Source organism: Variovorax sp. J31P207 (assembly GCF_030316965.1).
Classification (GTDB): Bacteria; Pseudomonadota; Gammaproteobacteria; order Burkholderiales; family Burkholderiaceae_C; genus Variovorax; species Variovorax ginsengisoli_B.
In genome coordinates this window covers 80,290-103,799 of sequence record NZ_JASZYN010000016.1, presented here as the reverse complement: position 1 = coordinate 103,799, position 23,510 = coordinate 80,290, and the positions used below count along the sequence as shown (strand labels likewise).

The window sequence follows — 23,510 nt, the reverse complement described above, 5'->3', positions numbered from 1 at the left end:
TTTCTCTTGCGAGCGCCCCGGCGGTAGGTCGTCTTCAGGCTTTCACCAACTCAACGGGATTCCATCTGACCAGATCAAAAGCGACGCCTTTGGCCAGGACCGCCCAGGCCGTGCGAGCCATTTTGTTGGCCAGCGCCACCACCGCGACGTTGTAGTGTCGACGCTCCAGAAGTCGGGTGATCCAAGCAGACTTCTCCGACTTGGCGATCACTGCCCTGGCCCCTCCTGCAATCAGCAGCGTGCGCAAGTATGTGTCGCCACGTTTAGAGATGCCGAGTTGCTGCGTCTTGCCGCCCGTGCCCACTTGCCGCGGTGTTAGTCCCACCCACGACGCAAACTGGCGCCCGGATTTGAATGTGGAGAAGTCTCCGACGGAGGCAACCAGCGCTGAGGCTGTCAGATCCCCAACGCCCGGGATTCGTTGAACGGCCTGCATTTGCCGGTCGTCCCGGATCGTCGCATGCAGCCGATGGCCAATGTGCTCGATGTCCTCGTCAAGCGCATCCACACGTTTGAGCTGCTCTTGTACGCTGACCACCAGATCGGCCGGCAGTCGATCTTCCAACTGCGCTTTGGCCATCTCAGCCTGGATTGCCTTGAGAAGCTGGCTGTGCCCCAACGGAAGTGCGATGCCGAACTCGGACATGATCCCGCGCAGCGCATTGGTTTGCATGATGCGCATCTTCATCAGTTGGCGGCGCATTCCGTGCAACGCCATGCAGGTTTGCTGTCGCTCGCTTTTGACCGGCACGGGCAAGATGTGCGGTTGTTGGGCTGCCACCCAGATAGCTTGGGCATCCATCGCGTCGGTCTTGTCACGCAACAAGAAGGCCTTGACGTGCTGTGCCGGCAGGAGTTTGACTTGATGACCCAAAGACCTGATTGTTCGAGCCCAGTAGTGGGCGCTCCCGCACGCTTCCATATACGCATGCCGGGATGGCCGGAGCAAAGCTCTTGGGGTTCGACCTGTGCCCTCGCCCTCGCCTGCGCGCGCTGGCCGAGCGCAAGCTGTATGTTCCTTCGGGCTGGCACAGCGGCCGCGACTTCGCGAAGCCAATCGAGGCGGTGGTCAGTGCGAGCGTGGTGCTCAAGGCCATCCGAGCCGGATGGGACGGCATGCTGCGTTTCGCCGCCTCGGTACGCACTGGCCGGATAAGTGCCAATGTGGGACTGCGCCTGTGGGGTAGCGCAGCCAGCAGTGATCCAACTCGCCGCGCCGCCGAGGAACTGGGGCGACTGCTCAGGACGCTGTTTCTGTGTGACTACTTCACCAACCCGGACTTCCGGCGGGAATTGCACACCCTGCTCAACCGAGGCGAGTCGGTTCATCAGCTGCAGCGAGCGATCTACTACGGTCGGCTCGCGCCCGAGCGGGGCCGCCGGCGTGACGAACTCGTCGCAATTTCGGGCTCGCACGCCCTGCTGACGAACATCGTCATCGCCTGGAACACCGCTCACATGCAGACGGTGGTGGACCGCTGGCGAACTCAGGGCATGGTGGTCGAAGACGCCTGGCTGCGCCGGCTCGGTCCAGTGCATTTCGAGCACATCAACTTCCGCGGAACGTTCAGCTTCGGGGTTCAAAGGTACGCGCAGGCATTGATCGGACAGGCGCCTGCTGTGCCTCAACAGGCGCGTGGGTGACGGCGTGCCGGACTGTCCACGTCGCCGCTCTCGACCGACCAAACCGTACCGCCACAAAGTGCGCGTAAAACTGCGACGCTCTCAAAACGGCGACTGTTGCAACGCATTGATTTCATTGGCCAATTTCGAGTCAAGCGCCACAAAATGCACGAAAACCGAGATTGCCCCAAGGAGCCGTTGAACCTCGAGCCGGCGAGTGGAAATGGCTGTAAGCGTGGGCTCGACACCCTCTTGACCGAAGTGCTGCGATCAGATGTCCACGACCTGACGCAGCATGTGGAACGGAACGCGCCATGAGTGCCCGTTGCCGGTATCGACGGTGGCGGTTCGCTGGTTGATGCGAACGACGATGCCAACCTGGGGCTGGAGGTACTTGTCGTCGAACGAGACCTTCTCGCCGCATCGGAAGTCTCCGCGCGCAGGCATATTCTTCGGCGGCGCGGGGCGCGCAGGCGCCGTGGCGGTAGCGCTCGAAGGACCTGGCGGTTCGACGGCTGTATAGGGCAGTTTCCACTCGCGCCGGGTGCCTTCCTCGTGCAAGGTGACCTGCGTGTCCTTCATGGCGACCACCTTGCCGTTGCGCAACTGGCCGTCGCGCCAGTCGAGGAAGCGCACGGTCTGTCCCAGGTTCATGTTGGTCCGCACGGCGATGATCCGTCGCGGATCAGCCAACATGCGCTCGATGATGGCGCTCAGCTGGAACAGCTCCAGGCTGCTCGCTCGATTGAGCGCATCGATCAGCTTCGGGTCGGTGCCTTGCGGGTTCACTTCGTCGTCCTCTTCGCGTTGCAGGCGCCCGGGCGCGTGGCCCTCAGGCTGCCAGTCGTTGCTCGACGTGCGGCCCGCCGATGTTCCACGGCAGCAACTCGTCGATGCGGTTGATCGGATGGTCGGCGATACGGACCAGGACTTCGCGCAGGTACGCCTGCGGATCGAGCCCGTTCAGCTTGGCCGTTTCCACCAGACTGTAGATCGCCGCCGCACGCTCTCCGCCGGCGTCCGAGCCCATGAACAGATAGTTGGTCCTGCCAAGGTCTACGCCACGCAGCGCGCGTTCGGCAGCGCTGTTGTCGATCTCGATGCGCCCGTCATCGCGGTAGCGCGTGAGCGAACTCCAGCGCACGAGCGAGTAGCCGATCGCCTTGGCCAACTCCGACTTCTTCGATACCTTTCCCAACACGCTCGTGAGCCAGGAGCGCAGCTCGTCCAGCAAGGGGCCGGCGCGGGCCTGCCGCACACGGCACCGCACTTCGGGAGGCTGGCCCCGGATCTGGGCCTCGATCGCGTACAGCGCCGCGATCCGCTGCAGCGCCTGGTGAGCAATCGAACCGGCAACGAAGCCCTGGCTCTCGTGCAGGTCCCAGAACGGTCTGCGCGCGTGTGCCCAGCATGCAGCTTCGATGACCTGACCACCCGCGTAGATCCGGGTGTAGCCACCGTAGGCATCAGCCTGCAGGATGCCGCTGTAGTTCTTCAGGTGCGCCTGCGGGTGCTCGCCCCTGCGGCTGGGCGAGTACCGATACCAGGCCGCTGGCGGTTCTGCGCTTGCGGCCGGTCGGTCGTCGCGCACGTAGACCCAGAGCCGTCCGGTCTTGGTCCGGCCGCGGCCAGGATCGAGCACGGCCACCGGCGTGTCATCAGCATGCACCTTGGCGCTGGCCAGCGTGTAGCGTCCAAGCGCTGCGACCAGCGGGTCGAGCAGCTTCTCGCTCTGGCCGACCCAGCCGGCCATGGTAGAGCGGTCGACGGCGACGCCGTCGCGGCCATAGATGCGGCTCAGGCGGTGCAAGGGGATATGGTCGCAATACTTGGACACCAGCACGTTGGCAAGCAGCCCGGGACCGGCGATGCCGCGTGCAATGGGTCGGCTTGGTGCTGGCGCCTGGAAGATCGTCTCGCAGGCCATGCACGCCAGCTTGGGGCGTACATGACGGATCACCTTGAAGCGCGAAGGCACGTACTCCAGTTGCTCGGAGACGTCCTGGCCGATCTGGCGCAGTCGGCCGCCGCAGGCGCTGCAACCGCAGGGCTGGCCCTTGGCATCGATGAACGAGTTGGAGGTCTCCGGGCGGTGTACATGGTTCTCGCGCGGGAGGTGCTCAGGCAGGTGCCGGTCGATACCTGCGCTGTTTGCAGCCTCAGCCGCCGCAGGCGCCTTGGGCGCCGCGAACTCATACAGTGGTTCACCCTCGATCAGGGCGATCTGAGGGTCATCGAGCTGTTCGCTGGACGATCCGAAGCGGGCGCGCGCGGTGCGCAGCAACTGCAGCTTGAGCTTGTCGACCATCAGCTTGAGGAGCGCCACTTCGGCATCGCGCTCCTCGACCACTCGCAGCAGCGAGTCAACGGTGTGGGGCGTGTCGGGTGCGTTTGTTGGCGTGGGCACGGTCTCCACTGTGCCGGGCCCCCGCGATGCCGAATATCGGTGCTACACCGGAGGCAACCTCATACAGTAGTCAGCCCACGAACAAGGCGACCGAATCACGCTGCCAGCTGCGGTTCGTGGGTGCGCAATGGCATGCGCCAGTCGATGCCGCGCATCGGTTGCTCAGCCGACCTGAGGTGAGCTCGCCCACCCTCGAATGGGCGCTCATCGATGCCCTGGTCCATGCCGAGTGCCTGGGTCTGGCCCAGATCGTCCATTCCAACAAGACGATGCTCGGGATGCCCCTGGCGACGCCGCTGGAGGGCGCGCAGGCCGCACCTGGCGCGATGCGCCAATGGTTGAAGGGACTCGGGGAGCTATTCGTTGAGGGGTTGAAGCTCGTTGCCACCTTCTTCCTCGCCTTTGCCCTGACGCAAGGTGAGCCCCAATCGGCCTGGATCGTCACGACGGGCATCACGGTGGCGCGCTGGTTGCGAAAGGCCATCCTCTGGAAGCAACTGAACCCGCCCAAGCCCGGCGCCGAGCTGCTCTTGAAGATGGCGACCTTCTACGAGCTCTTCAAGCGGCCTGACTTCAACGCCGGCGCCGCGCGGGACCAGCTCTACCGCCTGTCTGCCGAGGGCGCGATGTTCAGCCCCTGGGTGGCGAGCTTGCTGGACGCTCGAGCTCGTCGTGAAGCGCGACAGGCCTGAGCCGCGGGGCCTCAGTTCTCGAAGGGCTTGAGGTCCAACTGGATTCCGTAGGAAAGCTTCTCGCCGCCCCGCTTGGTGCGGCCGCCGACGACCTTCGCGTCGCAGAGGGTGCTTTGACCGGTCAATCCCTTGCTGCCCAGCCGCCGGCGAAAGCTGCGGGCGTCGTCGCGGAAGAGGTAGCCCACGACCTCCCCGTCAACGGACACCTGGACCGCGCTCTTGTCATGGAGAGCATCCATTTCCTGGGGGTGTGCGGTGCAACAAATGTCCAGGGTAGGACGACTTGCCCTGCCACTTCGCAGCCCCCCGACCGTGAGTGGTTCTATGCTGCACCGCACACCCCCAACTTCTGGATGCTCTCCAAGAATGACGAAGTCAGGAGCAGGCACCGCAGCTCGCCGCATCCGCGGCTCGGGCTGTCTTCGGCTTCAAGTAGTCCAGATCAAAGGCATCCCTATCTACGATAGCGAGGTAACTGCCCAGCAATGCTGATGCGTAGGGCATCCGCACTCGGCCCACTCGCCGCAAGTTCCAGTTGAAGCCGCCTGTCGCACCAGGTGCGTCCTCCTTCGCTGCCTTGGCTTCAACAAACGAGCCGTACGCGATGTGCTGAAACGGCCCTTTGGCGGAGAGGGTCAGCTGACACCTAGAGTCCTTTATGTCCTTGGCTGGCGTGCCCTTGACGGCGGAACGCGCGTCGAACGCGTCCTTGAGGGCTTTGAAGACATATTTGCCACTGGCCTGCTGCCCGGGGAGCAGCCAGTCCGGTACTGCCTGCCCGTAGTCGTACAGAAGGCAGCCGTCGGGCCGGTAGGACACAAGGTCCAAGAGGTCGAGCCGAATGGATGTGGTCTTTCTCAGTTCACATACCCATTGCTTGCCATCGAGTAAGAAGGGAAGCCGAATTTGCTTCTGATTCGCGGGCGTATCGATTGTGGCGAGAGGCTTCAGGAGAACCAGGAAGCCGGCTTCGGCATCGCGGTCACCACTAGGGCGCAACGTTACATCGCAAGGTTGTGCCAGCAAGATGAAGCGCTGAGCTGGGGCACCGCCTTGGGAATCCATGTCAAAGACATCGCCGCAGGCCAGCGGCGAGCAGCCCTTGTTGACCAGGTGGTCGGACTCCCAGACTTCCAGCTTCCTGAAGGTCTCTAGCATTTGATGGTGGATCGTGGCGTCGATATCGAGCGGTACGCTGCGGAGCGAGCGTAGCCTACGCTCGTTCTCGCGGGTGGCCGCATCGACCGAGAACAGGTGGCGGAACGATTCCGACATGGACGCGGTGAGCGCTCGTTCAACGACGTGGAGCTCAGAGACCCCCTCCGCGTAGGCTCGGCTAATGGCGTACTCATCCAACTGTTCGGGCGGGACCTCAAGCAGGTTATTGCTCGCGGTCTTGAACGCCTTGTCAATATGGCTTTGAACGCGTACCAGGACCTCGTGCACGTTGCGGCGGAGTCCGGCCCTCTTAATGGCTATACGCAGCGCTTGGGCAACAACGCCGTCGCGACCTTCGACGGTTGAGCCCGCTTCATCGACCGCGTAAAGGCGCTCCTTGGCAATGACGCAAACGGGGGAGCCGTCCAGCGGCCCCTCCGGCGAAAGGATGCTGCGCAGCTCGAGCTCCTTCTCGGCCTCATTGCTCTTTGTTGCGTAGTGGGTCAGTAACAAGGCAGTCGCCTTGGAACCTGCGCCGTGAAGTGCTTTCAGGAGATCCAAGCCCCTTGTGTTGTCGGCAGCACCTTGAGCGTCATTCAAGTCGATGATGTAGCTTATCGCCGTATCGCCCGCATCCTTGGCGAGCTGAAGCATCGCATCTTCTGCCTTGTCGAAGGGCCAGCGATCTTCGTTCGAGATTGCAAGGTGAGCGCAGACACTTTCGATCTGCTCGTCGGACAGGTCCGCGGTTCCGTTGTCTTCTAGCTTGAGCTGAACCTGCCGCAGCAGGTTGATGCGTTCCTGCCCCGTCAAGTTTGCGACCGCTTGCTCCAGCTCTTGATTTCCGGTGTCGTCGCTGTCGGCAATCTTGTGCAGCGCGCCTTTCATCGGCTCAGGAGATACGTCTACCACAACATCGGCGTGTTCGGTGAGAAGGTCAATCAGTTCCGCGGCCGACGCGGTGGCGAAGCGGTCGTCAATCCAGATCACTCGAGTTGAACCGAGTAGCTTTAGCGCCTCGATAGGCTTCATTTATTCCCTCCGTGCATCACTGCCCCGAGATTCACGATAAATCTGTACCTACGACCGTCTTGGTTCTTATCGGTACTCAAGCTAATGTTGCAGCCGTCCGCGGCGAGCAATTGCGATGAGATGAATAGGCCTAGGCCTTGGCCGCGCTCCGACGCGGGCTTGGCCGAGATGAACATGTCGAAGATGCTGTCCTCATATGCCGGATCGACGCCTGGGCCGCTATCAGCCACTGAAAACCCCGACGAAGTGATCTCGACGCGAATCCGCTTCGGCCGCTTGATCGCCAGCACGTCGGTGCCACGGCGAAGCCAATAGACGCTGTTCCTAGTCAGGTTGTCCAAGACGGCAAGCAATCGGCCTCGATTGATCCTGGCAATCGCCTGTCCAGGTTCGCCTAGGATCTCGAAGTCGATACCTTCCCGATCCAAGCCGCCGGAGCGATTTTCCTTGTATTGGGTGATGAAGTCGAAGAGGTCGATCGTTTCCTTGACCGTCCGAGTCCGTGGAAGCAGCGGATCAATGATGGCTGCAGCGCTGCTGATGCTTGCGCAGGCGGCGCGGATGGGCCGGGTGTGGCGCGCAACGCTCTTCGCGTCTGCTCGGCCCTCTTTCACCAACTCCTCGATCGCCACTATGCGCCGCCGAATTTCCACAATATGGGTGCGCAACTCATGCGCCAGGCCACGGGCGCTCAGGCCGACGGCGGCGCTCTCGTAAAGGGACAGCATGCGCTCTTTGCTGTCGGTGAACTCCTGCCTCAGCATACGCACCGCGCTGCTTGCGTGCGCCCCTAGATCCAGTTTGCGCTGAACGGTTTGCGCCTTCTGTAGGGCCGTTTTCAGCACGTCCGTGGCGCCCACGCCGTCCTGCCGCTCAACAAGTCCCAGGCCCTGCTGCAGCGCTGCAACAATCGACTGAGCGTCCTGTTTGGCAGTGGCTGCGCCTTCCACTGTGGTTTCAACCACGTCGAAGGAGCGATCCGCGGTTGGTGGGCGATTGATGGCCCCTGGTACGACTTGAGTAGCATACTTGTCCATCGCACGACGGACGGCTTCAAGCGATTCATTCGCGAACGTCCTGCATTCCAAGGCAATGGCGTTGAAACCTCGATAGGCATCGTTCTCGACGAAGCTTTCACGGTCGGACTTCTCGACCAGCTTGTAGTTGTGCTCGCCCGTCAGCGCAAAGTACCCGAGTGTGTTGTGCACACGCAGTTGATATGTGCTTCCTGTTGTCATGGCCTCGGCGAGTCTGAGCCAATCGCCTTGAGAGCGGACTCGGAATCCATCGCGCAGGATGGATATCCCAGCCATCCTCTTGATCGTTGCCCGATCGATGCCCAGGCCTGCTGCCGCTTCTGTATCGGCTTCAGAGTCTGTCGGGGCGGAATCGGCAGTCTCGTCGGTCGAAATGTCCCGCAAATTGAAATAGTAGAACGCTCCGCTAAAAGGGCCGGGATCTTCTGCCTTGACGTCTTGACCACTGGTCTTGATGTTCAGCCAGGGAATCGTCTGGGTGACTTCAACGAACCATTCCGGGCTAGGCCGGGGAACGACCTTGTATCGCTTCATTCGCGCGGGATCACTCAGCCATTTGAGAAGTCCAGCGCCTTCGTCGCTCCCAAAAACGTCGTTGGATTTCTGCTTTTGAGTCTTGCTGCTGCCGATGGCGGCCCGAAACAATCTCTCTCGGAACCGGGCAACACACTGCAGTTCGGGTACACCGGCCGGGCCGGTGTGCCACTTGAACTGGAAATCGGCGACCGCGCGCGCAAGCAGAGTCTCGGTGACGGTCACAAGGCTGGTCTTGTCGCGATCAACATCCACCGTGACCGGAAACTGCACCTTGGCCTCGAACGGAGATACCAAGGTGGCCAAGCTGAGCTTGAGGGCCGCGGCACCGTTCGCCCACTGGCCGACGTTCTTCAGACCATAGACGGAAACGCGCGTCCCTTTGAATCGATCTGGATTGGGAAGGCCCGTCTCGACGAAGACCGGAATCTGGTCAATGGTTTCGGCTTTCTCGCAGTCTGCCCATCGGAACACTGCGGATGCCAATGGTTGATCCTCGCCTGTGCTCGTCTCCACTTTCAAAATGTCGCCGAGCTTCATTGAGCCCAGCCGGCCAACACCTTTGTCGCCGAGCGGAGTGCGGCCCAGGCGGGTCTTTGCTTTCTGCTTCCCTTCGGCGGACCGCTTGTATGATCCGCTAATCGTAAGCCAGGACTTGCGCAAGTTTTCCGCAGGGATACCGTCGCCCGTGTCCTCGATGGTGATATGACCAGTCCAGTCGAGCCGCCGCCGCACGAAGTGGGTGGCTTCGACTAACTTCTTCTCCCGCCAATCGTCGGAGACGTCCAGTTCCTCCTCTCCCTTCGTGAAGGTCACACGGACGTTCTCGGCCTCTTCCCCGAAGTCGAGCAGCCGGCCTGCTCGTTCATCCTGGTCGATAAACCCAGACGCCTTGGTGCGAATCACTACCTTGCAGCCGGGAGAATCAGCGTCATAGGCGTTCTTGACGCATTCGAGGATGGCTTGCTCCGCATCCGTCACCAACTCCTCGCCCAGCTGGACGAGCACCCGGGCAGAGACCTTGATCTCGTCTGGTTGATTGTTTTGTTCGTCCAATCCTGCGCTCTCCCCGCCCGTTACTTCTTCTTTGCGCTCATCTTCGCAAGCACGATGATCTCTGTGTTCATCGTGCTGGAAAGATTGTTGCGTGCCGCCATTTTTTTGGCATGGATAGACCGGTGTATGCGGCCAAAGGTATCCATGCCGCGCTTGTCGAGCATTTCCTCAAGGATCTCTTCCATCGGTACTCGGATGCCTTCAATGTGCCGACTGCCAATTGTCCAAGCGTGGTATCCGCCGGGGTTGGTCGACTTGCAGATCTGTTCGATGCAGGGGTCGAGGTCGCCGAAGAAGGCGCCGAAACGCTTGACGCCGCTGCCCTTGGAAGAGAGCTTGGTCAAATACTTCCTTACCGAGTCGAACTCGTTCCGAAGCACTTCGGCCCGGTCCGCTGCATTCCTAGCGCTGCCGCCAAGGCTGGCCGTATCCAGCGCATGAGTGTTCGCGAGTACGCCTGCTTCGATCGAAGGGCTGATGTCCACGGTCGGGATCCACTGCAGAGGCAGGAATGCATATTGGCCGTACGGGATCGTGGTCTTGTTATCCCCATAAGGCGGAGATGTCATGACGACATCGAATAGCAGCCCGGCTTCTTGCAGGGTACTTGTGCTATCGCCCGCTGTGATGCTCACGCTTTTCTGATACCGCCCCTGCTTCAGAAGACCTCTTTCGGACCAGTCGGTAGCCTGCTCCTGCAGGTGCTTCTTGTAGGTCTCGATCGTTTCGACGAAGGATTTGACCGGATCGGCCACGGCATTGATATCCGCCGCCTTCTTGATATGCAGCTTGTAGGTCGAGTTGCGGGAGTTGCAGCAGGTCCGAATGACGCGGGCAAGTGCCAGCCAAAACAGCCTTCTAGCCCAGAGCGCATCGACGTTCTTGATGTTCCGCGCGACCTTAGAGATGCCGATCGCCACGTCCGCCTCGAACCATTTGTCTCGGCCGAGGAAGGTGGCTTCGTGACGGGTGATCCTATCGGCCCGGATCTTCGAGACCAACTCAGCTGCCCTGTCGGTGAACGCGTCGATGAAGTACGGACCGGACTTTGTCAAGCACGAGAGCACTGCCAGCGGATTGATGTCGACGCCAGTAAAGTCCAGCCCCAGGTTCATGCTCTCAACCAAGACGGTGCCTGAGCCAACGAAAGGGTCCAGCACCTTCTGAGAATTGGGGGATACCTCCTTAATCGCAGCAAGGATGCTGCCCTGCAGGTTGGGCACCATCATGGCCGGATAGTGAATCAGCGCGTGCGCGCCTCGGCGCTTCGACGCGTTCTTGAAGGACCAATAGTCTTCGCCATATTTTTGTTGGGTGCCCCTCAAGCTCTCGAGCAGAGGGTCTTCTTTTACTTTTTGCAGCATGCCGGGGTCCGGCCAAATATGTTGACGCGACCAGGTGCAGTGTATGGCATCTGGCCCGATCGACAAAATCGTTCGGCCTCCCCCTTTGTGGTGCTCAGAACGTGTGGTCAGCCCATGCTGAACAGGCCGCGAGTCGCGCCTGGAAGTGGCTGAGATCCTGTTTGGGGCACGAGACGCCGGGCTACCCTCGGTCCCTCGGCTTGCGTATATATTAGGCTGTGGTCAGACCGGTCGAAGTGAGGCTCACGGCGCCCTTGGCTTTGGGGCAAACCGCTGCTGTTGTGCGTACCGCTTGTGCCCTTAAGCATCACCCCATTGGTCGCCCCGCCAGATCGTTCTCGAGCACGGGCAACTCAAACGACTGTGGACATCAAACCCCGCTGCCCAGAGACGTGGCGCCGATGCGACGCGGGGCACCAGACGAGCAAACGATGAGCGACCTTTTCGACGTTGACGGCACCAATCTTGATCTCGGGTTCGCGAACCTGAAGGCCGCCGAGTCTCCCGTCGAGCAGCAGCTTCGCGCCTTGCTGCAAGCGATGTGGACGCGCTACGAGCCCTATGCCGATTCAGATTTCCGTCAAGGCTTTGCGCGCGACATCGATGGCCGCTTCTGGGAGATGTACCTGGGCTGCACGCTGCTCGATGCAGGCCGCACCTTGCTTCCCGTGGTCGATCGCCAACGCGATGGCGGCCAGCCCGACTTGTGCGTCCTCGAAGACGGACGCCGCATCTGGATCGAGGCCATCACCCCAGACGCAGGCACACCCGGCCCAGACCAGGTCGTGCGGCCCGTTCCGATCAACGAGGGCGGTGGGATTACTGCTGCTCCTGTCCGACAGGCTCAACTTCGAACCTCCAGTGCATTCTGGACCAAGGCACAGAAGATCGGCCGCTACATCGAACAAGGCGTGATCGCGCCGCAAGACACCCGCATCATTGCGATCAGCGCCAGCCGCTTCGGTGTCTACATTGCCGAGCAGCCATTGCCCCTCATCATGACGACGCTGTTTCCGATCGGGGACGCATACCTCATCATCGACCGGGAGACCGGCATCGTCCTCGACGAGGGCTTTCACGCCGCGCCCTCAATCCAGCGTGAGCGCGATCCGATCCCGCGAACAGCATTTCTCGACGCGCGCTTCGCACACATCTCGGGTGTAATCTGGTCGCGCATCGGCATCGGCAACTTGTCGCGCCAAGCCCGGCCCGTCACCTATGTCCACAATCCTTTGGCACAGTCTGGGCTTCCCCGGAGCTGGGGCGTTTGGGATCGCGAGTTCGTGATCACCCGGCGCGGCGAAGACTGGGAAGCCAACGACATCCTCGCCCAAGCGGACGAGGCACAGGCTCAATGAGGGACGAGCGGCGCGCCAGGCAAGACCGAGAAGCCACGACCAGCGCGCAAGCCGCACCACTTAAACCGCCGCCGATCACAGCAGGAGTTCCGACGATGATGAAGAACCATCAGACCGCACAATCATTCTTTATCTTCTACGCGCAGCCGTGCCCGAGCGCGCCGACGAAATCAGCGGTCTGTGGCGCCAGTATGGCCATCTAGTCGAAGTCGCGCCGAGTGCCCCAGGCATTACCATGAACGCCGATGCCTCACGCATCCAGTTCGACACTAAGACGATCGACTTCTTCTGGCTGCTCGGCTTCAGCGCATGGCGCTCCATCGAGGTCTATTCGCCTGCCCTGCTCTTCGCGACCATGACCGGAATTCCGCTCGAGCAGGCGCTCAACATCGACGATGAGCGCGGGCAGTACGAATTCGACTACAACCAGCGCATCGCCAGCGCACGATCGCTTATCAGAGCCGAGCGGACGGCCGACATTCAATGGCCGGCTGACATCCCCGGGCCAACGGCTGACCGGGACAGCCTTGGTGACGAACACCACCAGGCCGCCTTCGACCTGGTCGCATTCGCCCTTGCCTTCGCGCTCCTGCACGAATTCCGGCACGTCATGTATGCCGTTGACAAATGCGCGCCCTCGGCGCTACCTGAAGAGGAAATCGCGTGCGATACCTGGGCTCGCGACTTCATGACGAGCGGCCTCGCGGCGTACGCCACAGAGCATGGGCACAACCACGCTCAAGTTCAACAAAAGCGCGCGATGGGCATCGTATTCGCCGCAGTGATCATCCATGCGATGACGCCGACGCACGCGCATTGGGGCAACCGACAGTATCCGCCCATCGCGGAGCGGCTAGTCGCCATGATCAGCGGGTACGGTCTGCCCGAAGGCTCGCCCTTTTGGCTTGTCACGGCCTGCCTCCTAATTGCACTCATGCGACAGGAGAACCGCCCACTCGACATCGTCGCGAACTCGAACCGGGAAATGGTCGAGATGCTGCTTGACCGACTCCGTTAGCATCTCAAGGAGCGCGACGTGCCCGTCTACTTCATTGGCGAGGATGACACCGGCTGCTCCCCCATCAAGATCGGGGTCGCCAGGGATATAAAGGCGCGCAAGCGCAACCTGCAGACCGGCAATCCCCTGGCCTTGCGGTTGCTCGGTTGGATCGACACAATCGATTCGTTCCAGCTTGAGCGGCGCCTCCACCAGCACTTTGAAGCGACCAACGTGCGAGGGGAATGGTTCGCAATCGAGCCGGCGGACATCCTGCCCATTCTCATGCGCGCCGGCCGCGATGGGTTTGTCGCCAAGAATGCTGATGCATTCCAGGTCGTCGGCTATGACCGCGATGCAGTCCCCGAGTATCTCGGCGTGTGGGAATGCGGCGCCCTTGAGATCAACGAATGCTGCCCCTTCTGCGGGTGCATGTGCGGCATGCACTTCCAGGAAGCATCGCAGATGTACCACTGCCTCCAATGCGACACGTTGACCGACTTCTCCGAACTCGACCCCCGTCAAGAAGAAGAACAGACAACCGAACATGAATGACAACGAACAGAGTGCAAGCGAGCAATGGCTCGAGGCACGTGTGCCTGGTTTTCGGGAGCTTCCCGACCCGGATCGCCGCGTCATCTTCGACTTCGCCCTTCTTGGAGTCTCTTCGAAGCGCAGATCATGGGTAACTTCGCCCGCGCCGACCGCATTCGGCAACGTGTCGATCGCTGGGCAGCGGACGGTACGCTTGAGGCTGGTCTCTACGACGCAGAGCTCGCCTACTTTCGGAGCCGTTACTTCGCCGATGGCGCGTTGACCTATCATTTCCCCCATCTCAACCTTCGCCCTTCGGACCACCTCGAGCTCGTTCAGGCTGTCGTTGAAGGCACGAATAACGATCCGCGCGACAGGATGCTGGGCCTGCTGATGATCGACTGGCGGCTGCGCAACAACCTCTTTCACGGTGCCAAGTGGGCCTACGAGCTTCGGGACCAGCGGGAAAATTTCATGCAAGCGAACAGCGTCTTGGTGCAAATGCTCGAACGCCATGGCCAACTCGGCTAAGGATCCTAAATCCGCCGAACCTGATTCACACATATCCCGTTCCACCATCTTGAGAGAAAGCCGATCCACGCACCCTTCAGGGCCTGCGCGCCGCGCTTGCCTCCAAGGATAGGCTGATCATCGCGTCTCCCGCCGCGCTGTATCAGGGCTGCAGCAGGTCCGGCAGGCAGTCGGCGAACTCCGGCTGAATCTTGCTCATCGGCCTGGTGACGGCTTCGTCGCCAGCCAGGACAGCCAAGGTCATGCCGGTCATGGTGCTCAGGCCGTTCGAGTTGCGCAGAACCTGCAGCGCCAGGTCGACGGGAAAGCCATCCCCGTTTCGTCGCAGCGGGTGAATGCCGCCATGGACGAAGGAGTTCATGGCGGTCCAGCACCCGTGCTTGAAGTGGGCCAGCATCTGATGGGCCGCTGCAGGCACGCCCTGGCCGACCCGTTTGCCGATCTGCTCGATCATCTCGCTGGCGTTAGGCAAATTCTTGGCGCCCTGCTCGGCCTCCAGCGACAACGGTACTGACAGCTTGGCAATGGCCGCGTCGGTGGCGCCATAGACCAGCCACATGGCGCGCGTCAGCACCTCGAACTGCAACCGCGGCGGAGGTCGGCAGGGCCAGGGCCATCAAGGCGCGCAAGGCCGCAGCGTGCTCCATGGCCACCATGCACATGCCCAGCGCAGCTTCGCCACGGGGTGAGCCGTCAAATTCGGCGTCTGCAAGCAACTCATTCAGTCGCTCGTGCAGCGCGTCAGACCGATGGAGCATTTGTTCAAACGGGCCGTCGGAATGGGCGTCGTGCTTCTCTTGCACGCCGATATCGTAGAGCCCTCGCTGGGGCGTTCTAGTGGTACTAGCGTCTCCGGCCAAGGGATACGGCCGGCCGCGCTTTCGTGCTGCGCATCGAGCCTGGCGGGTCCGGCGGACCCTGGTCTCGCCCCATGCGGGCTTCCATCGTTCCCTTCCCTCCGGTCGGCTGACGCCTTCGGACGGGACACCCGTCCAGGCCTGCTCGCTTCGCTTGTGTGGTGTCGGCGCCAACAGCGGCCGTTGCCGCATCCGCCGTCTTCGCTTCGCTCATCACCTTGTCCGCGACTGTAGCCCGCGGCCGTGAGCCGTCAAGGCGCGCCGGGCCGTGTCCTCGGCTGTCGCCTGCGGGCCGCCCCACCCCCGGCGCTTGTCTCCTTGACGGCACACGGCCCCGGTCTCCCTTTCGTCGCGGGCGATGAACTCAGGAAAGACGGTGTCAACGAGGCCGGCCCAGGTCTTCGCGCCGACCCCACCGGAAGACCTGAAGAGGGCTCCGAATCTATGAATCCGGGGGGTTCTTCAACAGCCAACTTCATTTGGAGAAAGACCCATGCAACTCGCATCTCGCTTCGCATCCCACTCCCCCGTGCTGCGCCGAACATCCACTGTCGGACGACCAAATCCGGGCCGTGGCCCCGTCCATCTTCGCAGAGGACAAGCCCGCCAGCCGCTCCGGACGCTAAAGCTATATCCCCACCGCCGCCGTGCTGACCGAACTGCGCAAGGAAGGGTTTCCGCCCTTCATGGTCTGCCAGACCCGCGTGCGCGACGAGGGCAAGCGCGAGCACACCAAGCACCTGATCCGACTGCGCCACGCCAGCCAGATCAACGGTCGGGAGGCCAACGAAATCATCCTGCTGAACTCGCACGATGGCAGCAGCAGCTACCAGATGCTGGAGGGCATGTTCCGCTTCGTTTGCAAGAACGGGCTTGTCTGCGGCGAGACTGTGGCAGATGTGCGTGTGCCCCATAAGGGCGACGTGGCGGGCCACGTCATCGAAGGCTCCTACGAAGTGCTGCACGGCTTCGAGCGCGCGCAATCTTCCCGCGATGCGATGCAGGCCATCACGCTAGACAGCGGCGAGGCCCAGGTGTTCGCGCGCGCCGCGCTGGCCCTCAAGTACGTCCCCGCCCGTCACGGAAACGCAGGTGCTGGCCCCGCGCCGCTTCGACGATGACCGGCCCGACCCGTGGAGCGTGTTCAACCGCACGCAAGAAAGCCTGACGCAAGGCGGACTCATGGGCCGCGCCAGCAGTGGCCGCCGCCAGCGCACCCGCCTCGTGCAAGGCACCAGCGCGTCGCGGCTGAACATGGTCGAGCGCTTCTTCCGCGACATCTGGTGTTCGAGGGCATATCCGCATCGTCGCGCGAACTGCTCGCGCGTGGCGCCGGATTTAACAGCGACGGCCGCTGTGGATTGCGGCGATCAAACCGATCGACCCGGGCCATCCACTGAGCAATCGCCGCGCTCCCCCATATAGCCAGCAGCGATCTTGCGCATCCTCCATTCAGAGGATCACAACACGTTCGCTGGAGACGGGCGCCAACGACACCAGTGCTAGCATTTAGCACACGAGCCGCATAGATGAATGGGGTGTCGACGAGAGGGGCGGCCGGAGGAGGATCCATGACGCTGCTTCGAACGCCTGCAGACATCGGTATAGCGGACTTCGCCCGCGCTACGGGAAATACTGCAAAAGCCCCTGCGAAGAAGGAAGCTTCGAAGAAGCGCCTGCGTGGAGTGGGAACAAGAGCGGCTGAAGGCGCTGGTGGAGGCTTGATCCACTCACCAGGCGGCAAGCTTCTCGCAAAGACGTTTGCATTGCCAACTCCAGGAGTCGCGGTAGCTCCCGTCTATCCCCTCGCCGATCGGCTGCGTCTTATTGATCAACTCTCAGTTGCCCTCGACAGCTTCTATGTGCATCTCGAGCGCAAAAAGGCGATCTATGGTTTCGATCCTGTCCGGGCATTGGGCCTTCTGCGCTTACAGACCCCGGCTCTTTCGGATGCCGAGTTCCACGAGAACCTGGTCCAGATCCTTGCGCGAGTCAGGGATCGGCATGTCATGTTCTTCGGGCGGGCGACCTATGGGATCGCGGCCGTTCTTCCCTTCACAATTGAAACGTGCTGGGATGGCGAAGGCGAGATCTACCTCGTGACCAAGACCGATGCGGACACAGTGTTCAAGTCCCTCCGGCCGGGGGCGCGCGTCAGTCACTGGAACGGCATACCGATTGATCGTTATGTCCGCCTCACCGCCAATGTCTTCGACGGCGGAAACGAGGCCGCGGCGCTTGCCCGGAGTCTGGCCTTCCTCACGAAACGCCCGCTCACGCAGTTTGGACCGCCACTGGAAGATTGGGTCGACCTCCGCTTCTCGTTCGATGGCGTTGAGTTGCAAGAGCGCTTCATGTGGATCGGCTTCGACGCCGCCGCCGCGCCGAGCTATCCCGGTGTGGGGCGCAATCTCACCGGCTTCGGTGGCGACCTTCTGCTGATGGATCTGCAGAATGCGCGACGGGTGCTGACCGCACCACACTCCTTCGATGCGGCACCCCCAAAAGCACCTGTGCCGCCCTCGCTCGGCGTCCCTGTCATTCTCGGCAGCATCGCGCGCGGCGTGATCGACTACGGCTCCGTCACGACGAGCCACGGCACTTTTGCCTATGTGCGCTTCTGGTCCTTCCGTGCGAACGACGTTGATGACCTGGTCAATGCCCTGGCCCCTGTGCTTGCAACACTGCCGCAGAACGGCCTAGTCTTCGATATCCGAGGCAACACCGGAGGCTACATCGCCGCGGGCGAACGCGTGCTCCAACTGCTCAGCGCACAGCCAGTCGTGCCAACGCGGTTTCAGTTTCGCGTGACCGATTTGACTCGCGCAATGGTGGATGCGAGTGATAGGTTCATCAAGTGGCGCCCTTCGTTTGTCGAGGCATACAGGACCGGCGAGGCCTACACGCGCGGTATCCCGATCGAAGGCGAAGATGCTGACTACAACAAGGTCGGCCGCAAGTACAGCGGACCCGTCATTCTCATCAGCGACGCGCTGGCGTTCAGCACTGCGGACATGTTCGCTGCCGGCTTCATCGACAACGAGATCGGCAAGGTCATCTGCACCGATGGAAACATGGCCGCAGCCGGCGGAAACAACTGGACATGGGATGTCGTGCGCATCTTCAATCCAGATTTCCGCCTTGACGGAAAACTGAAGGTCGACTTCGTTGCCGGCAGCCTGTCAGTGGAAATCATCGATGCCTTCAATACCGCCGGCGTATCCTTGTCGGCAACGGCGACGCTGTTGCCCGGGCGGGTGGATGATGGAGATACTGCATGGACCATCCATGATGGATCTCTGTCCCATGTTGTGCGCGACCAGCCGTGGATGAGCTCCGATCTCAACGTCTATCTTGGCCGCGGCTCTTCCGGTCTCGACGACTTGCCGAACGGCGTCCACCTGAGTCTGACGATGCGCCGCGCGCTGCGTGTTCGGGCGAATGAGGGTCGCGTGCTGGAAGATGTAGGCATCGTGCCGGACGTCCTCTATCGGATGACGGTACGGGATGTCATGGAGCACAACCAGGATCTCTTCGAACGGGCCGGCCAAGAGTTGAGTGGTGGCGGGCTGAAACAGTCCGAAGTCGAATGGCAACGTGCCTTATTGGCGCCGACCGAAAACTGAGCCACTCAGATTCGGATCGGCGCGGACACTCAAGGCATCAATATGACTTCACCGTGCGTTACATTGCTTCAGCGAAGGACGCGGCCAGCATTTTTAGTGGGACGCTTGCGAAGGACTACTGATTCTATCGGACGAGCCTTCGGCGAAACGCGCAGGTGGAGGTAAATCACCCTCCGCGAAGCTAGACCGCCCGTCAGTTAAGGATGTGCTGCGCGCAATGCAGCGTCCTTCTCGATGCACGCAATCGCTAGCCATCGCAGCAAGGGTACTACGTGCTGCAACCGATCTGACGGCGCGGAATACGGCTCGAAGGTTGCACTGGGATGTCCGCGACGGGTTTTCTTAGAGTGAACGACAGCGCAGCGAATCTCGTACAACCAACGCGCCAACTCCGTCCGTGGACTTGACGCAGTGGGATCGAAGGCGCGAATCCTTACACCGAATGCCGTGGGCAAGTCAGCCGTCACGATCAAGCGCGCATTCGGCCGCAGAGTGGCAAAGTAGGTTGTCACATCTGCATCGCTTACCAACAGTTCAATGATGCAGTGCAACTGATTGAGCTCGCTGGTCGCAACACGGCCAAGCAGCAACGGAGCTTCCTCGAAGTAGTACTCCAAGACGTTATAGAAGCCGACAAAAGCCTTCAGCGGGTGGAACTCCTTCAGCCCAGAGAAGTAGTGAGATAGCAGGACAGGCGTGTATTGGTGATGCGCGTCGATGCGTTCGATCGGGAGCGCGTCGAGCGTCTCCGCGCAGGCGGAGTGCGCCAAAGGAACCGTCGTTGCAGTTGTGGAGATCGAGTGCAATCTGATATTGGACAACCCGACGGCTTGCCAATAGTCGATCAACCCGTGATCCGTCTTGAGGACACGCATCTTGCCGACGTAGCCGTCGCGGTCAGGGCCGGGGGCAATCAATGTTTGGATTCGCTTGCCCAGTACTGCACCCATATCGTGGACGTAGGGAGCGACACGATCCATGACGTAGTTCATCCCGATATTCCAATCTGTTAGGTCGATCCGGTCGCTTGCATCAACCGCCTTGACGTACCCAACGTATTGATCATTCTGCGAATCTATGGCCAAGGCAAGTGTGTGCCCGAGGTCCACGCCGATGTAGTGCTCACTCGCATCGTCCTCGACGAACTTTCCTCGCGTTACTTTGAAACTGATCTTGGCGTTCGGGTGACGCTTGCTGTACTCGAAGAGGTAGTTGTCGACGAGGTACTCGATCGCCTCATCTGACAGATGCTCTTCCTCAGCTTCAAAGCGCAATTGAGCTACTGCATCGAGTTCCTCTAAGTAGTAGAAGGCTTGAGCCGTGAGCGCAGGTTCGCCGTGTATCGCTGGATGCATGATCATCGAGTGCGATAGACCCGAGAAAATCACCACCGACATCAAACCTTCGCCATCGGCTAGTTGCATCGTCGCATTGGTTGCCATACTGAATTGCTCCATGTGTTGGGGTACGCCGTGGGGAGTTAGAGCGAGTCTTTCCAATCCTGATCGAGCGGACCGATGCGGGCCTCGGGGTGTCCCACAAAGCGCAGTGATCTTAGCCCCAGTTGTCAGCGCGGCTCGCAGAAGGGCGGATTGTTCCGTCAATCCATGAAACTCGGGGGAGCACGGTTCCGGCCTGCCGTGACGCACAGCCTCCATCGCAGGCGGCGGCAATTCGGCTGCGTGCCCCACGACGCGTCACCGAGCTCAAACTTATTCCTTGATGCTCTGTGAAAGGCCCATTGCCACAGAGCGTTTGCTCCGCGAGCATATGCCTACCAAACCACTATTTAGTGCAGTGCGCCACCTAAATATGTACTTATCTATTCAGCGCCAGCGCCGCCTTAGCTCGCGTAACCTTGGCGAGGATGTCGGTCGCGCTCTTGGTCCAGATGAACGGTTTGGGGTTGGCGTTGTGGTGGGCCACGTACAGATCGATGGCCAATTCCAGCTCAGGCACGCTGGTGAAGCTGTCTCGTCGGATGCGGTTTTCCGAGATGTCGCGGAAGAAGCGCTCGACCATGTTCAACCACGACGCGCTCGTGGGCGTGAAGTGCATGACGAAGCGCGGGTGCTTGGCGAGCCAGGCCTGCACGTCGGGGTGGGTGTGGGTGCCGTAGTTGTCCACGATCAGGTGCAGCTGCAGGTGCTTGGGCGTCTTGCGCTGGATCAGGCGCAGGAACTGCAACCACTCCGCGTGCCGGTGTTGCTGTTGGCACATCGAGATCACGGTGCCGTCCAGGGTGTTCAAGGCGGCAAACAGTGTGGTCGTGCCGTGGCGCTTGTAGTCATGCGTGACGGTGCCGGCGCGGCCTTTCTTCATCGGCAAGCCCGGCTGGGTGCGGTTGAGCGCCTGGATCTGGCTCTTCTCGTCGCAGCTCAGAACCAGGGCGCGCTCGGGTGGATTCAAGTACAGCCCGACGACGTCCAGCAGCTTGTCCTCGAAGCGCGGATCCCGCGAGAGCTTGAAGCTGCTCTGGCGATGCGGCTTCAGGCCGTTGCGCTTCCACACCCGGCGGATGGTTGTCGCACCTACACCAAGCTGCGCGGCCAGCGTGCGCGTGCTCCAGTGAGTGGCCGCGATGGGCTTTTCGTGAAGCGTCTTGTCCACGATGCTCGACTCAAATTCGGGGGTGGTCACGCTGGGGGTGCGCCCGGGGCGCGGAGCATCGTGCTTCAGGGCCTCCACCCCGCCTTCCAGGAAGCGCTGGCGCCACAAGGCCACCTGGCGCCGATCGAGATCGACCTCCACTGCGATGTCCTTGTTCTGCCAGCCCTCAGCGGCGAGCAACACAATCTTGGCGCGTTGCTGCACACGGGCCTCGACGCGGCCTCGCCGCGCCAATGCCGTCAACTCTCGTTGAACAGCAGCATCCAGTTCGATCCTTGGGGCAATGCGCATGACGACCTCCGTCGAGGTCGGAGTGTGCCGTATCGATTAAGTTCCGCTATTTCGAGCGCACTACATTAGAGCATTTCCCATGGACAAGGCCACTCAAAAGATCAGCTTTCGCGTCCCACAGCCACTCTGGCAAAACTTCAAGTCGCAGACCGACTCCCTATTCCTCAACGCAGGCCCTCTGCTCGACTACGTCATCGCGCGAGAGCTTCCGCAACTGCGCGTTGACCTGGGCACCTCAGTGCTCTCCGCACAGGCGAGGCGATACATCTCCGGCCAACTGAAGAAGCTCACCGGCAGAGACACTGCGGGGCCAGCGCCCAATGTCAACATTCGGGTTAGGCCGTCGACCGTCAGCGCGCTGGACGAGGCAGTCGAGGCCCACAACCTCGTTCGCGATGCCTTCCTTTGTCGAGTGGTGATCTTCTTGCGCTCGACCGATTCACTGCTGAAGCACCTAGGCGTACCCACACGCGTCGCGCCATACCTGGGATCTGCAACCGGCCGCAGCTTGGGCTTGGAGGATATGCCCACCAGTCCATTGATGGCCATCGAGGCCGTACGCGACGATCCCTTTTACTATCTGCGAGCTCACGTGCAGGACAACTGGGACTGCGGCCTCTATAGAGTACAGCTCCCCTCCACCTTCGCGTGGGCCGCGTGCTACCTCGAGGACCAGGACGTGAGAGGGACAAAGGCCAACAAGGGAGCACAGAAGCTGTGGGACGAGATCCTCGGCAACCCGACGAAGGAGAAGCCGCTCAAGCGCGACATGAAACGGGGTGTTCGATGAACCCGCCTCCCGTCCACACGAGCGATCAGCGAAAGGCTGACCGCCTTTGGCTCCTCTTGGGCGGTGAGATCATCCCGGTGAGGCGGACGGGGGAACTGTTCTACGTCCACACCGAGTTCAGGAAGCCACTTCGCGCCAATGGACGCCGCCATGACGTGCCGGCCAAGCTCCTGACCCTGATCAATCGCCTTCAGAAAATGCAGGCCACGAACGATAAGGCGTGGGCATCTTAGCCAGGTTGCCAGCGGAGCTGCGCTGCGCCGCTTATCTAGGAAATTTGGCGAGGTTGAGCATCATCTGTTGGAAAGGGTGTCCGGCGGAACATTCAAATGTTGAGACTTCGCTTTCGAAGGTGCTGTCAGCGTTGGCAACGAACAAGCGCAGGCGACATCTAGTGCCCTTTGGCGCATTTTCGACTGCTGCGATTTCTTCCTGGGTGGCTTCGGAGTGAGCAGGATGGTCCCGGAGCACTAGGATTCCCGTGGAATCGACGAGCCCATCGACCAATCCGACTCGACCCAATCGAAAGTCGACCTTCATGGTGCTATTGGGAGGCACGAAAACGATGTGATCTTCGTCATCGCCGGAAACGTGAAGTTGAACGCCAATCCAGCCACTTCCTGATGCCTTCTTCAGAGGCATGGATAGCCGACCGCCTGTGACAGCCCCCAATCGAGACCCGGAATTGGTGATCAAAGCGGTTGCCTTCGAAGAACCGCTCCGGCCGTTGAAGATCAGGCTCCCAGAGAGGTGCGAGTTAGGGACCTCGAACATCCGGATGATCTGCGGGCCAACGGCAGCAACCACGGCGATAAGCGCCGTCGCCATCGCCATCGTTGTGCTTCCCAGGGGAAGGAATCTCTTCCATGTGAAGTCTGACTTGCAATGCCTGCAGAGCTTTGCAGCCGGGCTGATGGGCTCTTGACACATGGGGCAGGGCTGCAAAGCCCCGTCATCCTCTCGCGAGTTCGATGCCAGATCATTCATGTCCATTCCTAGCTACAGACACATTG

The 23,510-nt window shown here is 61.1% G+C and carries 18 protein-coding genes and 2 pseudogenes; 9 read left to right on the top strand and 11 right to left on the bottom strand.

The window, feature by feature from the left end:
- Positions 1-34 precede the first annotated feature (34 nt).
- Positions 35-922, bottom strand: coding sequence for an IS110 family RNA-guided transposase (locus tag QTI68_RS34330; RefSeq protein WP_286528346.1), 888 nt, complete (start codon positions 920-922; stop codon positions 35-37).
- Here QTI68_RS34330 and QTI68_RS34325 point away from each other — a divergent pair.
- Positions 922-1,644 (top strand): annotated as a pseudogene (locus tag QTI68_RS34325) (Tn3 family transposase); the annotation flags it as partial. The gene QTI68_RS34330 and the pseudogene QTI68_RS34325 sit on opposite strands and share 1 nt — an antisense overlap.
- A 249-nt stretch (positions 1,645-1,893) precedes the next feature.
- On the opposite strand, the gene QTI68_RS34320 reads toward QTI68_RS34325, so the two are convergent.
- Together QTI68_RS34320 and tnpC are read right to left on the bottom strand one after the other, a co-directional pair.
- A complete protein-coding gene (locus QTI68_RS34320) occupies positions 1,894-2,412 on the bottom strand; it encodes a hypothetical protein (protein ID WP_286528345.1) in 519 nt (172 codons plus the stop codon).
- A gap of 43 nt (positions 2,413-2,455) precedes the next feature.
- Positions 2,456-3,931 carry an IS66 family transposase gene (gene tnpC / locus QTI68_RS34315; RefSeq protein WP_503011789.1) on the bottom strand — a complete coding sequence of 492 codons (1,476 nt, stop codon included), beginning with the start codon at positions 3,929-3,931 and terminating at the stop codon, positions 2,456-2,458.
- Between the two features lie 125 nt (positions 3,932-4,056).
- Between tnpC and QTI68_RS34310 the strand changes: the two genes are divergently transcribed.
- Entirely contained in the window at positions 4,057-4,722 is a 666-nt protein-coding gene (locus QTI68_RS34310; protein ID WP_286528343.1) for a hypothetical protein, read from the top strand.
- Positions 4,723-4,733: 11 nt separating this feature from the next.
- Here QTI68_RS34310 and QTI68_RS34305 read toward each other — a convergent pair whose 3' ends face one another.
- The 4 genes from QTI68_RS34305 to QTI68_RS34290 all read right to left on the bottom strand — a co-directional run bounded on the left by QTI68_RS34305 (position 4,734) and on the right by QTI68_RS34290 (position 10,903).
- Positions 4,734-4,961 (bottom strand): hypothetical protein, encoded by a 228-nt coding sequence (locus QTI68_RS34305; RefSeq protein WP_286528342.1) that lies wholly within the window; start codon positions 4,959-4,961, stop codon positions 4,734-4,736.
- Between the two features lie 136 nt (positions 4,962-5,097).
- The gene (locus tag QTI68_RS34300) at positions 5,098-6,912 is read right to left on the bottom strand and encodes a hypothetical protein (RefSeq protein WP_286528341.1); all 1,815 of its coding nucleotides are present in this window, start codon (positions 6,910-6,912) and stop codon (positions 5,098-5,100) included.
- Positions 6,909-9,539: a sensor histidine kinase gene (locus QTI68_RS34295; RefSeq protein WP_286528339.1), complete on the bottom strand. Its 2,631-nt coding sequence runs from the start codon at positions 9,537-9,539 to the stop codon at positions 6,909-6,911. Before QTI68_RS34295 ends, QTI68_RS34300 begins: the two co-directional genes overlap by 4 nt.
- Positions 9,540-9,559: 20 nt before the next feature.
- Positions 9,560-10,903: a DNA methyltransferase gene (locus QTI68_RS34290; protein WP_286528337.1), complete on the bottom strand. Its 1,344-nt coding sequence runs from the start codon at positions 10,901-10,903 to the stop codon at positions 9,560-9,562.
- Between the two features lie 431 nt (positions 10,904-11,334).
- On the opposite strand from QTI68_RS34290, the gene QTI68_RS34285 reads away from it, so the two are divergent.
- The 4 genes from QTI68_RS34285 (at position 11,335) to QTI68_RS34270 (ending at position 14,323) form a co-directional block, all read left to right on the top strand.
- A complete protein-coding gene (locus tag QTI68_RS34285; RefSeq protein WP_286528334.1) occupies positions 11,335-12,261 on the top strand; it encodes a hypothetical protein in 927 nt (308 codons plus the stop codon).
- Between the two features lie 235 nt (positions 12,262-12,496).
- A complete protein-coding gene (locus QTI68_RS34280; protein WP_286528332.1) occupies positions 12,497-13,279 on the top strand; it encodes a phage exclusion protein Lit family protein in 783 nt (260 codons plus the stop codon).
- An 18-nt stretch (positions 13,280-13,297) separates the two neighbouring features.
- Entirely contained in the window at positions 13,298-13,813 is a 516-nt protein-coding gene (locus QTI68_RS34275; protein WP_286528330.1) for a GIY-YIG nuclease family protein, read from the top strand.
- A 126-nt stretch (positions 13,814-13,939) separates the two neighbouring features.
- Positions 13,940-14,323 (top strand): hypothetical protein, encoded by a 384-nt coding sequence (locus QTI68_RS34270; protein ID WP_286528329.1) that lies wholly within the window; start codon positions 13,940-13,942, stop codon positions 14,321-14,323.
- Positions 14,324-14,465: 142 nt separating this feature from the next.
- Here QTI68_RS34270 and QTI68_RS34265 read toward each other — a convergent pair whose 3' ends face one another.
- A complete protein-coding gene (locus QTI68_RS34265; protein ID WP_286528327.1) occupies positions 14,466-14,909 on the bottom strand; it encodes a DUF6988 family protein in 444 nt (147 codons plus the stop codon).
- A 764-nt stretch (positions 14,910-15,673) separates the two neighbouring features.
- Between QTI68_RS34265 and QTI68_RS34260 the strand changes: the two are divergent.
- Positions 15,674-16,434 (top strand): annotated as a pseudogene (locus tag QTI68_RS34260) (DUF932 domain-containing protein); the annotation flags it as partial.
- Between the two features lie 317 nt (positions 16,435-16,751).
- Positions 16,752-18,806: a S41 family peptidase gene (locus QTI68_RS34255; protein ID WP_286528325.1), complete on the top strand. Its 2,055-nt coding sequence runs from the start codon at positions 16,752-16,754 to the stop codon at positions 18,804-18,806.
- Positions 18,807-19,003: 197 nt separating this feature from the next.
- On the opposite strand, the gene QTI68_RS34250 is transcribed toward QTI68_RS34255, so the two are convergent.
- Positions 19,004-20,248 (bottom strand): hypothetical protein, encoded by a 1,245-nt coding sequence (locus QTI68_RS34250; protein ID WP_286528323.1) that lies wholly within the window; start codon positions 20,246-20,248, stop codon positions 19,004-19,006.
- Between the two features lie 376 nt (positions 20,249-20,624).
- A complete protein-coding gene (locus QTI68_RS34245) occupies positions 20,625-21,707 on the bottom strand; it encodes an IS630 family transposase (RefSeq protein ID WP_286528321.1) in 1,083 nt (360 codons plus the stop codon).
- Positions 21,708-21,786: 79 nt separating this feature from the next.
- Between QTI68_RS34245 and QTI68_RS34240 the strand changes: the two genes are divergently transcribed.
- Complete coding sequence (locus QTI68_RS34240) at positions 21,787-22,497, top strand: hypothetical protein (protein ID WP_286528319.1); 711 nt, start codon at positions 21,787-21,789, stop codon at positions 22,495-22,497.
- 264 nt (positions 22,498-22,761) lie between these two features.
- Here QTI68_RS34240 and QTI68_RS34235 read toward each other — a convergent pair whose 3' ends face one another.
- Entirely contained in the window at positions 22,762-23,484 is a 723-nt protein-coding gene (locus QTI68_RS34235; protein ID WP_286528317.1) for a hypothetical protein, read from the bottom strand.
- Between the last annotated feature and the right edge of the window lie 26 nt (positions 23,485-23,510).